This window comes from uncultured Sulfitobacter sp., assembly GCF_947500075.1.
GTDB lineage: Bacteria > Pseudomonadota > Alphaproteobacteria > Rhodobacterales > Rhodobacteraceae > Sulfitobacter.
In genome coordinates, this window is sequence record NZ_CANMQS010000002.1 from 759,716 (window position 1) to 776,096 (window position 16,381).

General features: G+C 61.1%; 12 protein-coding genes. 6 read left to right on the forward strand and 6 right to left on the reverse strand.

Annotated elements, in window-relative coordinates:
* Positions 1-57: 57 nt before the first annotated feature.
* The 3 genes from Q1A91_RS08715 (at position 58) to typA (ending at position 2,858) form a co-directional block, all read left to right on the forward strand.
* Positions 58-516: an Lrp/AsnC family transcriptional regulator gene (locus Q1A91_RS08715; protein ID WP_299875758.1), complete on the forward strand. Its 459-nt coding sequence runs from the start codon at positions 58-60 to the stop codon at positions 514-516.
* 16 nt (positions 517-532) lie between these two features.
* Positions 533-868 carry a multidrug efflux SMR transporter gene (locus Q1A91_RS08720; protein WP_299875760.1) on the forward strand — a complete coding sequence of 112 codons (336 nt, stop codon included), beginning with the start codon at positions 533-535 and terminating at the stop codon, positions 866-868.
* Positions 869-1,040: 172 nt separating this feature from the next.
* Positions 1,041-2,858 (forward strand): translational GTPase TypA, encoded by a 1,818-nt coding sequence (gene typA / locus Q1A91_RS08725; RefSeq protein ID WP_299875762.1) that lies wholly within the window; start codon positions 1,041-1,043, stop codon positions 2,856-2,858.
* A 126-nt stretch (positions 2,859-2,984) separates the two neighbouring features.
* Here the strand turns inward: typA and Q1A91_RS08730 are convergent, their stop codons facing one another.
* From Q1A91_RS08730 to recA, 3 genes are all read right to left on the reverse strand, one after another.
* Entirely contained in the window at positions 2,985-3,281 is a 297-nt protein-coding gene (locus tag Q1A91_RS08730) for a DUF1330 domain-containing protein (RefSeq protein ID WP_299875764.1), read from the reverse strand.
* 5 nt (positions 3,282-3,286) lie between these two features.
* On the reverse strand, positions 3,287-5,947 hold the full coding sequence (gene alaS / locus Q1A91_RS08735; protein ID WP_299875766.1) for an alanine--tRNA ligase: 2,661 nt from the start codon (positions 5,945-5,947) through the stop codon (positions 3,287-3,289).
* A 140-nt stretch (positions 5,948-6,087) separates the two neighbouring features.
* Positions 6,088-7,158: a recombinase RecA gene (recA, locus tag Q1A91_RS08740; RefSeq protein ID WP_299875768.1), complete on the reverse strand. Its 1,071-nt coding sequence runs from the start codon at positions 7,156-7,158 to the stop codon at positions 6,088-6,090.
* A 206-nt stretch (positions 7,159-7,364) separates the two neighbouring features.
* Between recA and Q1A91_RS08745 the strand changes: the two genes are divergently transcribed.
* Positions 7,365-7,958 (forward strand): gamma-glutamyl kinase, encoded by a 594-nt coding sequence (locus Q1A91_RS08745; RefSeq protein ID WP_299875770.1) that lies wholly within the window; start codon positions 7,365-7,367, stop codon positions 7,956-7,958.
* A 225-nt stretch (positions 7,959-8,183) separates the two neighbouring features.
* Here Q1A91_RS08745 and Q1A91_RS08750 read toward each other — a convergent pair whose 3' ends face one another.
* The 3 genes from Q1A91_RS08750 to guaB form a co-directional block, all read right to left on the reverse strand.
* The gene (locus Q1A91_RS08750) at positions 8,184-10,421 is read right to left on the reverse strand and encodes an ATP-binding protein (RefSeq protein ID WP_299876171.1); all 2,238 of its coding nucleotides are present in this window, start codon (positions 10,419-10,421) and stop codon (positions 8,184-8,186) included.
* A gap of 174 nt (positions 10,422-10,595) precedes the next feature.
* Positions 10,596-11,762, reverse strand: coding sequence for an RsmB/NOP family class I SAM-dependent RNA methyltransferase (locus tag Q1A91_RS08755; RefSeq protein WP_299875772.1), 1,167 nt, complete (start codon positions 11,760-11,762; stop codon positions 10,596-10,598).
* 45 nt (positions 11,763-11,807) lie between these two features.
* Complete coding sequence (gene guaB, locus Q1A91_RS08760; RefSeq protein ID WP_299875774.1) at positions 11,808-13,256, reverse strand: IMP dehydrogenase; 1,449 nt, start codon at positions 13,254-13,256, stop codon at positions 11,808-11,810.
* Positions 13,257-13,462: 206 nt separating this feature from the next.
* Between guaB and Q1A91_RS08765 the strand changes: the two genes are divergently transcribed.
* The gene (locus Q1A91_RS08765; protein ID WP_299875776.1) at positions 13,463-15,505 is read left to right on the forward strand and encodes an ASKHA domain-containing protein; all 2,043 of its coding nucleotides are present in this window, start codon (positions 13,463-13,465) and stop codon (positions 15,503-15,505) included.
* Positions 15,459-16,346: a class I SAM-dependent methyltransferase gene (locus tag Q1A91_RS08770; RefSeq protein WP_299875778.1), complete on the forward strand. Its 888-nt coding sequence runs from the start codon at positions 15,459-15,461 to the stop codon at positions 16,344-16,346. The genes Q1A91_RS08765 and Q1A91_RS08770 overlap by 47 nt, the downstream gene beginning before the upstream one ends.
* Positions 16,347-16,381 lie beyond the last annotated feature (35 nt).

Here is a 16,381-nt window from a genome sequence, read left to right on the forward strand (position 1 = left end):
CCCAAAGATAACCCGATTTTCCTTTACTGTGAGATTTTATCCCGCAATATGGTGAATATGGATGAACTTGACCCAACAGATCGCCGCATCCTGATGCAATTGCAACGTGATGCGGATCAATCCCTGGAAACACTGGGGGCCGCAGTGGGCCTGTCCCGTAACGCCTGCTGGCGCCGCATCCGTGCGCTGGAGGCCGCAGGCATCATCACAGGGCGCGTGGCCCTGCTCGATGCCAACAAACTGGGCCTCGGCCTGACGGTCTTCATCCAGGTTCGCACCAGCGCCCACGCCCCCGACTGGCTGGAGACATTTTCAGCCGCCACCCGTGCGATGCCCGAGATTACCGGGGTCTACCGCATGTCCGGGGATCTGGACTATTTGATCCGGGCGCGGGTTGCGGATATGGCGGGATATGATCGCCTCTATCAACGTCTGATCCGCAAGGTGCCGCTGTCGGACGTCTCGGCCAGTTTCGTGATGGAAGAGATCAAGGAAACCACGCAACTGCCGCTCTGACGGCGCAGGAGGCCTCTTGTCGATCCACTACCTCTGGCTGGTGATTGCTGTCATCATGGAAACTCTGGGCACAACAGCCCTTCAGGCCTCCCAGCAATTCACCCGGCTCTGGCCCTCACTGGCGGTTGTAGTCTGCTACAGCCTCGCCTTCTATTTCCTTGCGCTGACACTGAAGTTCATGCCGGTCGGCATCGTCTATGCCTTCTGGTCCGGCATCGGCATCGTGATGATCGCGGTGATCGGCTATGTCCTGTTTGGCCAGAAACTCGACCTGCCGGCGGTGCTCGGCCTTGCGATGATCATCGGCGGCATCGTTGTCATCCAGCTTTTTTCCAATACCACCGGCCATTGATCACCGCACCAGCAAGAGCGCACCACACCAGCCGCCCCTTCCAAATGGTTCAAAAAACCCTGCCAGAGGCCTAAAATCTCTTTGGACCACCATCTCCAATGACGCTTTAACGCTGGCCTTTGCTGCGCCTGCACGCTATGGCCCGCGCAACTCCCTGACAAAGGCTGACCCCATGGAACTGCGCAACATCGCAATTATCGCTCACGTTGACCACGGCAAGACGACGCTGGTGGACGAATTGCTCAAACAATCCGGCACCTACCGCGACAATCAGGCGACGACCGAACGCGCCATGGACAGCAATGATCTGGAACGCGAACGCGGCATCACGATCTTTGCCAAACCCACCTCCGTGGAATGGAACGGCACGCGCATCAACATCGTCGACACCCCCGGTCACGCCGATTTCGGCGGCGAAGTCGAGCGGATCCTGTCGATGGTCGACGGTGTGGTGCTGCTGGTTGACGCTGCCGAAGGCCCGATGCCGCAAACCAAATTCGTGACGTCCAAAGCCCTGAAACTGGGCCTGCGTCCCATCGTGGTGATCAACAAGGTCGACAAACCCGATGGGGAGCCGGACCGCGCGCTGGATGAATGCTTTGACCTTTTTGCCAATCTGGACGCCACCGAAGAACAGCTTGATTTCCCAGCCATGTATGCCTCCGGCCGTGCCGGTTGGGCGGATCACAGCCTTGATGGCCCCCGCAAGGGGCTGGAGGCGCTTTTTCAACTGATCCTTGATCACGTGCCCGCCCCCGCCCAGGTGGAAAACCGCGACAAACCCTTCACCATGCTGGCCACAACGCTGGGGGCAGATCCCTTTCTGGGCCGGATGCTGACGGGCCGCGTTGAAACCGGCACGCTCAAAGCGGGCCAGACCATCAAGGCGATGTCGCGCGACGGCACCCTCATCGAGAATTTTCGCGCGACGAAAATCCTCGCCTTCCGGGGGCTGGAACAAACCGCCATCGACATGGCCGAAGCAGGCGACATCGTTTCCATCGCCGGCATGACCAAAGCCACCGTCGCCGACACGCTGGCCGATCAATCGGTGTCCGAGGCGATCCCCGCCCAGCCCATCGACCCGCCCACCATTACCGTGACTTTCGGCATCAACGACAGCCCGCTGGCAGGCCGGGATGGCAAGAAAGTCCAATCCCGCGTGATCCGCGAACGCCTGATGAAGGAAGCGGAATCAAACGTGGCGATCAAGATCTCCGACACGCCGGGCGGTGATGCTTTTGAGGTGGCAGGCCGGGGCGAATTGCAGATGGGTGTCCTGATCGAAAACATGCGCCGCGAAGGGTTCGAGCTGAGCATTTCCCGCCCGCAGGTCCTGTTTCAGGACATCGACGGTGTGCGCCATGAACCCATCGAAGAAGCCACCATCGACGTGGACGACGAATATTCCGGTGCCGTCATCGAAAAGATCACCGGCACCCGCAAAGGTGAGCTGGTCGAGATGAAACCCGCAGGTGCCGGCAAAACCCGCATCATCGCCCATGTGCCGTCCCGTGGCCTTATCGGCTATCACGGCGAATTCCTGACCGACACGCGCGGCACCGGCGTGCTGAACCGTGTGTTCCACGATTGGGCCCCGCACAAGGGGCCAATCCCCGGCCGCCGTGCCGGCGTGCTGATTTCCATGGAAAACGGCACTTCGGTCGCCTTTGCCCTGTGGAACCTCGAAGAGCGCGGCAAAATGATGATCGGCGCACAGGCGGACGTCTATACCGGCATGATCATCGGCGAGCATTCCCGCGAGAACGATCTGGAAGTGAACCCGCTGAAAGGCAAGAAGCTGACCAACGTGCGCGCCTCCGGCACGGACGAAGCGGTGCGTCTGACCACGCCGAAAATCCTCACGCTGGAAGAGGCGATTGCCTACATTGATGATGATGAACTGGTTGAGGTCACGCCCAATGCGATCCGGTTGCGCAAGCGCTATCTGGACCCGCATGAGCGTAAGCGGATGGCGAAAGCCAGCTAGGGTGGGCTCAAACTGGCGCGCCAAAGGCGCGACATGATTTTATTGATTTGTCTCCGCCAAATCGGGGTGCGAGGCGCTGCCTCGCGCTCCGGGATATTTATGGAGAAAAGAGGGGGAGGTGGTGGTTTAGAGCGGCTCGTCTGTCGTCTCCACGATCAGCAATTCGCGTTCTGATGCGCCACGGGCGTGCTCAAGGGCCGCCTGATAGGCGTCTGAATGGTAACACTTTTCTGCGGTTTCCACATCGGGGAACCGCGCAACGACATTGCGGGGGCGTTCCTTGCCCTCAAGCTGAACAAAGCGGCCACCGCGGGCGATGAATGTGCCCCCGTGTTCGGCAATCGCTACCGTGGCGCCGGCGGCGTATTTCTTGTAGGCCTCTTCATCCGTGACGGTTACATGTGCAATCCAGAGTGCGCCCATGGGTCTTATCCTTTCAACATTTCTTCTGCGGCCGTGATGGCCTCTGCGGCCTTTTCGGCACTGGCGGCACCGCCCTGTGCCATGTCAGGCCGACCGCCGCCGCCCTTTCCGCCCAAAGCGGCAACCGCTGTTTTGAGCAGATCCACGGCAGAGAGTTTCTCTGTCAGATCCTTGGTGACACCAGCCGCGATCGCCGCCTTCCCGCCGGTGTCCGCGATCAGCAGAACCGCGCCGCTGCCCAGGCGGTCCTTGTGCTCATCCACCAAAGCAGGCAGATCCTTGCCCGTTACGCCCTGCAAGACCTGCGCCACGAATTTCACGCCGCCGACATCCACAGCTTCAGGTGCGGCGGTGCCGCCGCCCCCGGCCATTGCCAGTTCGCGTCGCAGCTGGGCCACCTCATTGGCAAGTGATTTGCGTTCATCCATCAGCGCACGCACTCGGTCTGGTACATCTGCGCTGGCGGTTTTCAACGTCTCCGCCACACCAGCCAAAGCGGTCTGCTGTGCGCGCAGCCACGCCATCGCCTCCGCTCCGGTCAGCGCCTCAATCCGGCGCACGCCGGAGGAACTGGCGCTGTCGCCCAGCAAAACAAAAGCGCCAATGTCACCGGTTTGACGCACATGGGTGCCCCCGCAAAGCTCAAGCGAATAGGTATCCTTGTCACTGCCCTTGCCAGACCCCGGCTGGCGGCCCATCGACACAACCCGCACCTCATCGCCGTATTTCTCCCCAAAGAGCGCCTGCGCGCCCAGTGCACGTGCATCATCAGGGGTCATGATCCGTGTCTCGACCGGCGCGTTCTGGCGGATGTAGCTGTTCACCTCCGTCTCGACCTGGGCCAGCTCGTCCAGCGTCAACGCCTTGGCGTGGCTGAAGTCAAACCGCAGCCGGTCCGCCGCATTCAGCGACCCGCGCTGAGAGACGTGATCCCCCAAGGCCCCGCGCAAGGCTTCATGCAACAGGTGCGTGGCGGAGTGATTGGCCCGGATGGAGGTGCGCCGCGTGGGATCAACCTCCAGCACCGCCGCCTGCCCCGGTTCCACGCGCCCTTCGCTGACCCGGCCGATGTGGGCAAAGACGCCTGCGGTTTTGCGGGTGTCGGTGATGGTCACAACGCCGGTTTCCGTGCGGATCAGCCCGGTATCGCCGACCTGACCACCGGATTCCGCATAAAACGGTGTCTGGTTCAAAGCGATCTGAACCTCCGCCCCGGTTTCGGCATCCGCCACAGCGGCACCGCCGGACACGATGGCCACGATCTGCCCCTCGGCGGTTTCAAGGTCATAGCCCAGAAAATCCGTTGTGCCGTGTTGATCGGCCACGTCGAACCAGACGGTCGGATCCGCAGCCTCGCCTGAACCGGACCAGGCCGCACGCGCCTTGGCTTTCTGCTCTGCCATGGCGGCATCGAAGCCGTCGGTGTCCACCTCACGCCCCTGCTCGCGCAACGCGTCCTGCGTGAGGTCGAGCGGGAAGCCATAGGTGTCATAGAGCTTGAAAGCCGCCGCACCCGGCAGGGCCGCGCCGTCTGACAGGCCGCCCACTTCATCCGCGAGCAGCTTCAACCCACGTTCAAGTGTCTGTTTGAACCGGGTTTCTTCCAGCTCAAGCGTTTCCGTGATCAAGGCCTGGGCCTGCCCCAGCTCCGGATAGGCCGAGCCCATCTGCCGCACCAGCGCAGGCACCAGTTTGTACATATGCGGATCCTGCGCCCCCAGCAGATGCGCGTGCCGCATCGCGCGCCGCATGATCCGGCGCAGCACGTATCCGCGTCCGTCGTTCGATGGCATCACGCCATCGGCAATCAGGAAGGAGGTCGAGCGCAAATGGTCCGCGATCACCCGGTGATGCACATTGCCCGCCCCAAAAGGGTCAATGCTGAGCGCATGGCCCGACGCCTCAATGAGGCTGCGCATGGTGTCGGTCTCGTAATTGTCGTGCTGGCCCTGCAACAGCGCGCCAATCCGCTCCAGCCCCATGCCGGTGTCGATCGACTGCATCTCCAGCGGCTTCATCGTGCCGTCTTCGAACTGCTCATTCTGCATGAAGACGATGTTCCAGATCTCGATGAACCGGTCGCCGTCTTCTTCCGGCGTGCCGGGAGGGCCGCCGGGGATGTGATCCCCGTGGTCATAGAAAATTTCCGTACAGGGCCCGCAGGGCCCGGTGGGCCCCATCCGCCAGAAATTGTCGTCCGTCGGGATGCGGATGATCCGCTCATCCGGCAGGCCTGCGACCTTCTTCCAGATCTCCGCCGCCTCATCATCGGTATGATAGACCGTGACCAGCAAACGGCTGGCGTCGATGCCGAAATCGACCGTCAGCAATTCCCATGCAAAAGCAATGGCTTCGGCTTTGAAATAATCGCCGAAGCTGAAATTGCCCAGCATCTCAAAAAACGTATGGTGCCGCGCGGTGTAGCCGACATTATCCAGGTCATTGTGCTTGCCCCCGGCGCGCACACATTTCTGCGCTGTGGTCGCGCGCTTGTAATCCCGCGTCTCGACCCCGGTGAACAGGTTCTTGAACTGCACCATGCCGGAGTTGGCAAACATCAGCGTCGGATCGTTGCGCGGGACCAGCGGGCCAGAGGCAACAACCGCGTGGCCCTGCTTGTCAAAGTAGGACAGGAAGGTCGATCGGATGTCGTTGAGCGTTTTCATGGGTCTGGCTTTCCGGGCATACAGGTGAGCTTTTCAAATAGCCTTGGTGTGCGGGGCTGTCCACAGGCCGAACATGCGAAAAGGGGCGCGAGAGTGCCTCGCGCCCCATTGATGGTGCAGATTTCCCGCGAAGGGCGGGATTATGCTTCCAGAATATCGACGTCGTCGTCTTCGGAGCCATTGAAATCCAGACCATGGGCCGCGCGGATCTTGTCTTCGATCTCCATCGCCATGGCTTCATTCTCGCCCAGGAAGGATTTGGCGTTCTCGCGCCCCTGCCCGATCCGTTCGTCCCCGTAGGAGAACCACGATCCCGACTTGTCCACGATCCCGGCTTTCACGCCCATGTCCAGCAGTTCCCCCATCTTGGAAATGCCTTCGCCGTACATGATGTCGAATTCCACCTGTTTGAAGGGGGCTGCGACCTTGTTCTTGACGACCTTGACGCGGGTGGCGTTACCCACAACCTCGTCGCGGTCCTTCAACGCGCCGATGCGGCGGATGTCGAGGCGGACGGAGGAATAGAATTTCAAGGCGTTGCCGCCGGATGTGGTCTCGGGTGAGCCGAACATGACGCCGATCTTCATCCGGATCTGGTTGATGAAGATTACCATGCAGTTGGAGCGGGAGATGGAGCCCGTGAGCTTGCGCATCGCCTGGCTCATCAGGCGGGCCTGCACGCCGACGCTGCTGTCGCCCATGTCGCCTTCAAGTTCCGATTTCGGCGTCAGTGCTGCCACGGAATCGACGATCACCATGTTCACCGCCCCGGACCGCACCAGCGTATCGGTAATCTCAAGCGCCTGTTCCCCGGTGTCGGGCTGGCTGATCAACAGCTCATCAATATCCACGCCCAGTTTGCGGGCATATTGCGGATCCAGCGCATGTTCGGCATCCACAAAGGCGCAGACGCCGCCGCTCTTTTGCTGCTCCGCCACACAATGCAGCGTCAGCGTTGTTTTGCCAGAGGATTCCGGGCCATAGATCTCAATAATACGCCCCATCGGCAGACCGCCAATGCCAAGCGCGATGTCCAACCCCAGCGACCCTGTGGAGCTTGCCTTGATGTCCTGAATGGCACCTTCCGCGCCCAGCTTCATGATGGAGCCTTTGCCGAACTGCCGTTCAATCTGCGCAAGCGCGCTGTCCAGCGCCTTTTGCTTTTCTGCTGTTTTCTTGTTGTCCATTGTCAAAAGATCTGCCGTTGCCATGTGCCTATTCCCTTAGTGTCATACCCGCCTCCCTTCCGCAATCGGAAGGCCGCGGGACTGCTTTCTTTGTTCCTCTAATGTTCTCTATGAGGCCAAAGCAGGAACATTTCAATCAAATTTTTTCTCTCTGCATCTTTTGGCGAAGTTGGTTAAGAAGTAGTTTACAAGGGCGCGAAGCCGCGGATTTACTTTTGGGAGGGGTGCAGGTGCTTGTTTTCTTTAGGGAAAGGCTCGCCTTTCTGTCTGTTCCCAAAACCGGCACCACCGCCTACGAGAGCGCATTGGCGCCGCGGGCCGATATGGTGATTTCCGAACCTCCCATGCTGAAACACGCGCCCGTCTATCGCTACAACCGATTCATCCGGCCGATGTTCCTCAAGGTCTGCGATGTGGAACTGGAACTGATGGCCGTGATGCGCGAGCCGGTGTCCTGGCTGGGCAGCTGGTACAGGTATCGTCAGCGCCCGTTCATGAAGGGCAAGCCCAACAACACCTTCGGCGTCAGTTTCGACGACTTTGTTCTGGCCTATATGAAAGGCAACAAGCCCGGTTTTGCGGATGTGGGCAGTCAGTTGAATTTCATGAAGACCCAGCCCAACGGCACCGGCATCACCCATTATTTTCGCTATGAAGACCAGCCCCGGTTGCAGGCGTTCTTGGCGGAGCGTCTGGAAGTCACGCTCGATCTCAAACAGGAGAATGTCTCTCCATCGATCCCGCTATCGCTCTCAAAGGATGTCGAAACCCGCTTCCGGCGCAAATTTGCTGAGGAATTTGCGCTCTACGATTCGATTGAGTGATCTTGGCATCCACCACCCTTGCGGCGTGTTGGCGACGACCGCAGAAGGTTGAATTGCGCCGCGTGATTGTCCTTTCCCCCCTTTTGCAACTGACAGACCCGATCTGGTTCCCACACAAACCTCCTGCCAGAGCCTCCCTGCCCACCGGATTGTCCAACCCAGCCTGTCGTCAAAGTCCCAAACGCACTGGCGACACGGCAGGGTCTACCGGCGCCGGGCAGGCATTCAGTGCAATTGTCGGTGCACCGTCTCCGTCAGCTCGTTCAGCGAGAATGGTTTTGGCAGGAACACCGAGTTGGGAATCCGGGTCTGTTTCTCCCCGAAGCTGTCCTCGGCATAGCCTGATACAAAAACCACCCGCACTTCGGGACGGGCTTTCAAGGCTTCGCGCACCCAGCTTGGACCGTCCATCCCCGGCATAACCACATCGGTGACGAAGACATCGATGTTGAGGCTGAGGTCCTCCAGCGTCTTCAGCGCGGCTTCTGCGGAATCGGCTTCCAGCACTGTGTACCCCCGCAGCCGCAGCGCCCTGCTGGCAAAGGCGCGCACCGGCGCTTCATCCTCTACCAGCAGAATGACGCCATCTTCATGCTTTCCAAGCGGCCGGATCTCGGGTGCCGCCGGTTTGGTCGCTGCGGGTTTGCTCACTTCCATCACCGGGAAATACAAGGTGAAGGTCGTGCCGGTGCCAACGATGGAATCGGCAAAGATGTACCCGCCGGTCTGTTTGATGATCCCGTAAGCGGTCGACAGCCCCAGACCGGTGCCCTCACCGGTGCGTTTGGTGGTGAAGAAAGGTTCAAACACCTTTTCCAGCTTGTCCGGGGCGATGCCCGTGCCGTCATCGCCAACCTGCACGGTGACATATTCGCCTGCCGGAACCGTCACCCGGTCACGGGTCAGGGGATCCTCAAGAGTTGCACATTCGGTGACGATCCTGATCTCTCCCCCGCCGGGCATCGCATCCCGCGCGTTGACGACGAGGTTCATCAACACCTGTTCGAACTGGCGCTTGTCGGCGCGGATGGGCTGCAAGACCGGATCATGGCTGAGCGTAAGGGTGATTTTCTCTCCCACCAGTCGATTCAGGAGATGGGTGAGATCCGCAAGCGTATCGCGCAGATCGAGCTTTTCCGGGCGCAGGGTCTGTTTGCGGGAGAAAGCAAGGAGTTGCCCCACGAGCGCTGCGGCCCGGTTGGCGTTCTGATTGATCTGCACCAGATCGGCGTAATCGGAATCGCCCTGATCATGGCGCAGCAGCAGCAGGTCACAATGGCCCGATATCGCTGTGAGCAGGTTGTTGAAATCATGGGCAACGCCACCGGCAAGTTGCCCGATGGCCTGCATTTTCTGGCTTTGGACAAACTTTGCCTCAAGCGATTTCAATTCTGTTGCGTCATGCATGACGGCAATGAGCGCGCGTTCGCCATTTTCCGTGATCGGGTTCAGCACAACCTGAACGAAAACCTCCTTGTCGGCCCGCGTCAGGCGGAGGAATTCTGACTTTTGCACCATGCGATCCGCCAAGGTGTCCGTCAGCCAATCGGTGATAGAACGCCCCAACCCCTCCATCAGGTCGGACAGATGCGCGTCTTCGGTCAGGCAAACCCCGATGAGCTGGGCGGCCATGCGGTTGAACGACTGGACCTTCCCGTCCGGTGCGACCTTGATCAGCGGCACGGGCAGATCATGAAAGGCCTGCCAGCCCTGCGTTTCTGCGGCCGTCTCCGCCACGGGGAGGAAATACAGCGCGCGCCGCCCGGCGCCTGCGTCCACCTCGGCCACAAGGCGCTGTTGGGGGCCATCCGCCGTCGTGATCTCACAGGCCTGGCCGGGGGTGAACGGCAGTTGGGTAAACAGCCGGTCGAGGGCTTTGACACGCCCGCCAACCAGCGCGCGGGCGGGATCGTTCATGAACAGGATCGCACCGCTGCGGCCCACCATGACCATCGGCAAGGCAATACCATCCTGCCCCGTCTTTGGCCCGGACCGCGCGGCGATCTGTTCAATGCGCCAGATGAAACCTGCGCCCGGTGCTTCATGCACCGACAGCCGCATGTGTCCGCTGCGCGTCATCACATCCTCTTGCGCAGCACCGGAGGACGCCGCGCGGGTCTGGAGGCGGAACAGCAATCCACCCGGATCCGCAAAAGTGGCGTTCAGCACAGCAGCCAGCGTGCTGTTTTCACCCACCTCAAACCGCGCCTTCGCAGCCGGATTGGCAGAGAGGATCGCACCATCGGAACTGGCAATGAAGCCGGGTGTCGCGTCGTTCTGAATAAAGTCTGTGATTGCAGTGCTTTGCACGACCTCAACCTGGGTCGCGGCCCGCCCGCGCCACCAGAGGAAAGCCGCGCAGACCACAACCGTCCCGGCGCCCCCTGCAAGCCCCAGCGACAGGATGCGCAGGGGTGCCAGCAGCGCAAGAACCGCCAGCAGAAAACCCGCAGCCAGCAACATTTCCGTGCGGCGGCCGCCCTGGCTGAAAGCCTGCGCCATGCCCGTCCAGCTTTTGGTGGTTGTCTGCGATGTCAAATGGCTGCCCCTGATAAGAGAGAATCGTACAGCCATTACGCGCACGAAGGGTTAATTGCTCCTTAACCACAGATGAATACAACCAAAAGTTGACTTTGTCTACTGAATCGCCCGCTGGAAGTGCGCCGTAAAAAAGCCGTCCCCGTCCGGGCCCAGGTCAAACCGCCGTGACGCCACCATTTGCCAGTCAGGATGCCGCGTCAGAAACGCCTCTGCCCGCGCTTCGTTCTCTTCCTCAAGAACGGAACAGGTTGCATAGGCCAACATGCCGTTTTCCGCAACACATTCAGCCGCTTGCGAGAGGATCTTGTCCTGAAGCGCCGTCAGTTCATCAAGCCGTTCCGGGGTCAGCAACCACTTGCCTTCCGCTGCCCGCCGCCACGCGCCGGACCCGGAACAGGGGGCGTCGCATAAAACCACATCAAAGGGGGGCTCCTGCATCAGATCGGCTGTGGCGATCTGTACAATCCGCGCCCCTGCCCGCTCTGCCCGGACGGGCAGATCCGCCATGCGTTTGGGGTCGATGTCATGGGCAAAAACCTGACGGCTGCGGTCCATGGCCAGCGCCAGCGCCTTGCCTCCGCCGCCGGCACAATAATCCAGCACCCGCCCACCGGCGGGCAGCATCGCGGCCACCGCTTGGCTGGCCGCATCCTGCAACTCAACCTCGCCTCCCAGAAAAGCACGTGATTGCCGTATCTTGCGCGCGCCTTCTGTCACGACAAGCGCGGCCTCCGCCAGTGGGTTCAACGCCGTCTCCACCCCATCCGCGCGCAAGCTGGTCTGAGCGTCTTGCCGCGTAGTCACCGCCAGATTGACCCGCAAAAAGACCGGTGCCTGATGCTGAAGCGCCATGGCGGTTGTCACAGCGTCGTCACCCAAAGCGGCTTCAAACCGCGCCACCAGCCAATCCGGTAGGTTGAACAAAACGCTCTTGTCCGTTGGTTCGGCAGGAAAATCCCGTTCTGCTTCGGTCAAGGGTTCAGGCGCATGGCCAGCACCGTCAAACAGCGCGTCCAATGGCGCATCCTGAAAATACAAAAGCCCGATCATCAAGGCGCGCGGGTCCTCGCCCTGCCCGTAATGGGCGGCAATTGCCCGGCAACGCAGCACGTCGAAGACATGATCGCGGATCGCGGCGCGGTCCTTTGACCCGGCGAACCGCCGTTTGCGCGCCCAGCGGGTCAGCGCCTGTTCCGCAGCCAGCCCTCCGGCAATATCGCCCAGGATTTCGATGGCACCTGCCACCCGTGCGCCGGGTGTCATTGCACTGATCCGGCATCAAGGACGGCATGTAGCATGTTGAAGACCTTATCCAATTCGGTAATTCGGGCTTTCGCGCGTGATCTGCACATCATGCACGTGGCTCTCCTTCAGACCCGCGCCGGTGATCTTCACGAAATTGCAGTTCCTGCGCATCTCCGGCACCGTCGCACAGCCGGTATAGCCCATCGCAGCGCGCAATCCCCCCACCAATTGGTGCACAACGGCATTCGCGGATCCTTTATACGGCACCTGCCCTTCGATCCCTTCGGGCACCAGCTTGTCGGAGGCCGCATCTTTCTGGAAATACCTGTCCGCAGACCCGCGCGCCATCGCGCCAAGCGATCCCATGCCCCGATAAGACTTGAAGCTACGGCCCTGATACAAAATGACTTCTCCGGGGCTTTCATCCGTGCCTGCAATCATCGAACCGACCATTGCACAGGACGCGCCCGCGGCAATCGCCTTGGCGAAATCGCCGGAAAACTTGATGCCCCCGTCAGCAATCACCGGCACGTCGCCTGCTGCCGCCGCGCAATCCATGATCGCTGTCAATTGCGGCACACCAACACCTGCAACCATGCGGGTGGTACAGATCGAACCCGGCCCGATGCCGACTTTCACCGCATCCGCGCCTGCACCAATCAATGCGCGCGTCGCCTCGCCCGTGGCCACGTTGCCCGCAACCACCTGCACTTCGTTCGACAGCTTCTTGGCCCGTGTCACCGCATGCGCCACCCCTTCGGAGTGCCCATGAGCGGTGTCGATCACGATCATGTCCACGCCCGCATCCACCAGCGCCTGCGACCGCTCAAACCCCGCGTCCCCGACGGTTGTCGCCGCAGCCACCCGCAAACGGCCCAAAGCATCCTTGCAGGCGGTTGGGTTCAGCACCGATTGCTCGCTGTCCTTAAGCGTCAGCAGACCGGTCAGCACGCCGCTGCCATCGGTGACCAAGAGCTTCTCGATCCGGCGGGCTTTCATCAGGCTCAGCGCCTCGGCCCGGTCAGCGGGCTCATGGAGGATCGCGAGATTTTCGCTTGTCATCATGACCTTGACAGGCGTTGCATCGTCAGACGCAAACCGCATGTCGCGGTTGGTCACGATACCCAGCACCCGGCCCTGTTCGTCCACAACCGGGAAACCCGACACGTTGTACCGCTCCTGCAAGGCTTTGGCGTCCGCAAGGGTCTGATCCGGCGTGAGGGTGATGGGATTATAGACGATCCCGCTTTCAAACCGCTTCACCCGCCGGATTTCCCGCGCCTGCTCTTCGATGGTAAGGTTGCGGTGCACCACGCCCATGCCGCCAGCCTGAGCCATCGCTATCGCCATGCGCCCTTCGGTCACCGTATCCATTGCGGAACTCAACAGGGGAATGTTCAGGGCAATGGCGCGCGTCACATGGGTGCGGGTATCCGCCGTTGACGGCAGCACCGAAGAGGCCCCCGGTACAAGCAGAACATCATCAAAGGTAAGGGCCTCACGAATCTCCATCACACATCCTCGCAGCATGGGTTCATTTGGCACGCACCCTTCTCATGGACAGCGCGGAATGGAAAGGGGGCGCGGCGCGCTCGGCCTCGATTTGCCGCATCTGCCACAGCCCTTGACGCGGTCAGGCCGGGAAGTGACGCAGGCAGGCTTTTCAATATGTTCCCGCCCGCTATGGTGCCCGAAAGCATTGGCAAAGGCAGACCGAGATGAGCAGCGACCCCCTTGTGATCTTTACCCCTTCCGGCAAACGCGGCCATTTTGCCGTGGGCACACCGATTTTGACCGCCGCCCGGCAGCTGGGTGTCGATCTGGATTCGGTTTGCGGCGGGCGTGGGATCTGCTCCAAATGTCAGATCACCCCCAGCTATGGGGAATTTCCCAAGCATAAGGTCACCGTGCGCGAGGATGCCCTGTCCGAATGGAACAAGGTCGAGCAACGCTATGACGACAAACGCGGTCTGCCCAAGGGCCGCCGTCTGGGCTGTCAGGCGACGGTACAGGGCGATGTGGTGATTGACGTGCCGCCCGAAAGCCAGGTGCACAAACAGGTGGTGCGCAAGCGGGTCGAAGCGCGTGACATCGTCCTCAACCCATCGACCAAGCTCTTCTATGTCGAAGTGGCCGAACCTGACATGCACGACCCCTCAGGTGATCTCGAACGCCTGCGCGACGCCCTGCGCGACCAGTGGGAGCTGGAGAACGTCGCCGCCGATCTGCATATCCTGCAAGTGATGCAGCCTGTCCTGCGCAAAGGCGACTGGAAGGTCACCGTTGCCGTGCATCTGGGCGACAATGAAAACCCGCCCCGCATCATGCACATCTGGCCTGGCTATCACGACGGCACGGTCTATGGTGTGGCTGTGGACCTCGGCTCGACCACCATCGCCGCGCATCTGTGCGATCTGGCGAGTGGTGAGGTCGTCGCCTCCTCCGGCGTGATGAACCCGCAGATCCGTTTTGGCGAAGACCTGATGAGCCGCGTCAGCTACGGCATGATGAACCCCACCGGGGCTGAGGAAATGACCCGCGCCGTGCGTGATGGCATGAACGGCCTTTTTGCGCAGATCGCGGCAGAGGCAGAGCTGGATCCCAAGCTGATCGTGGATGCGGTGTTTGTCTGTAACCCGGTGATGCACCACCTCTTTCTGGGCATTGACCCCTTTGAGCTGGGACAAGCGCCCTTCGCGCTGGCCACGTCCAACGCCCTGCGTTTGCGCGCGGATGATCTCGATCTGAACATCCACCCCTCTGCCCGCGTCTATATGTTGCCCTGCATCGCGGGCCATGTGGGGGCCGATGCCGCTGCCGTCGCCCTCAGCGAAGCGCCAGAGAAATCCGATGATCTGGTGCTGGTGGTTGACGTGGGCACCAATGCGGAAATCCTGCTGGGCAACCGGGAGAAAGTGCTCGCCTGTTCATCCCCCACCGGTCCGGCGTTTGAAGGGGCGCAAATCTCCTCCGGTCAACGTGCGGCACCCGGTGCCATTGAAAGGGTGGAGATTGATCCACAGACCAAACTCCCGCGTTTCAAGGTCATTGGCTGTGATCTATGGTCTGATGACGACGGTTTCCCTGCCGCCATTGCCAGCACAGGTGTCACCGGCATCTGCGGCTCCGGCATAATCGAGATGGTGGCCGAGATGCGCATCCACGGCATCGTCGATGCGCCGGGTCTGATCGGTTCGCCAGAGCAGACAGGCTCACCCGCCGTCTTCCTCGATGGCCGCACACACAGCTATCTGGTTTATGACGGAACCGCGGACGGTGGACCACGGATCACGGTCACCAACCGTGATATCCGCGAGATCCAGATGGCCAAAGCCGCGCTCTATTCCGGCGCGCGACTGTTGATGGACAAATTCGGCGTCGACAAGGTGGACCGTGTTGTTTTGGCGGGGGCTTTCGGCGCCCATATCTCCACCAAACACGCGATGGTGTTGGGCATGATCCCCGATGCGCCACTGGACAAGGTCACCTCCGCCGGTAATGCCGCAGGCACCGGCGCGCGCATTGCGCTTCTCAACCGCGAAGCCCGCAGTGAGATCGAAGCGACCGTGCGCGCCATCCACAAGGTCGAGACGGCGATCGAGCCCCGCTTCCAGGAGCATTTCGTGAACGCCTCCGCCATTCCCAACGCGGTCGAACCCTTCCCGATCCTGCGCGGTATCGTCACCCTGCCCGAGCAGACTTTCAATACCGGCGATGGCGAAGGATCGGCACGCGGAGGTCGGCGCAGGCGGCGGGGTTGATATGGACAACAGCGAACAACGCGATTTCTGGAGCGATGACGCAGGCCAGATCTGGATTGATCAACGCGAGACGATGGACACCGCTTTGGCCCCGGTTCTGGATGCGGTGCTGGACTGGTCCGCGCTGAAGCCGGGTGAGAGGGCGATGGACATCGGCTGCGGTGCCGGCACCAGCAGTTTTGAAGCGGGGGCCCAAGTCGGGACAGACGGCCATGTGCTGGGGGCTGACATCTCGACCTCGCTCCTGGCAGAGGCACGCAGGCGGGGGGCGGATCACCCGAATGTCGACTTCGCCCTGTGTGACGCCGCGACTGAGGATTTCACCGATCAACAGCGCGACATCCTGCTGTCCCGCTTCGGCGTGATGTTCTTTGCAAATTCTGACGACGCATTTGCAAACATGTCCAAAGCCTTGAAACCAAAGGGCCGCATGGTTTTCGCCACCTGGGGCACCATTCCTGCCAACCCCTATTTCACCCTGCCGGCCGCCGTCAGCAAAATCGTGCTCGGCCCGCGCGAACGCACCGACCCGGACGCGCCCGGCCCCTTTGCCCTGCGCGATATTGATCGCGTGACCCGGATCCTGCGCGGCGCCGACCTGACAGACATAACAGCCGACGCAATCGAAATGGACCTGACCCCGCCCGGCACCGCCGAAGACGTGGCCGCATTGATGTGCCAGATTGGTCCCGCCCAAGCGGCACTGTCGCATTTCGAAGCGGATGAGGCGCAGCGCCGGGAGATGATGGAGTTCCTGATCGACGCGCTTGATCCTTACGTGACCCCGGACGGCATCCGCATCCCCGCGCTGATCAACCTCTTTTCCGCCACCAGACCCTAAGCGCCCCTTGACGCCACAGGCACACCCGATTACCC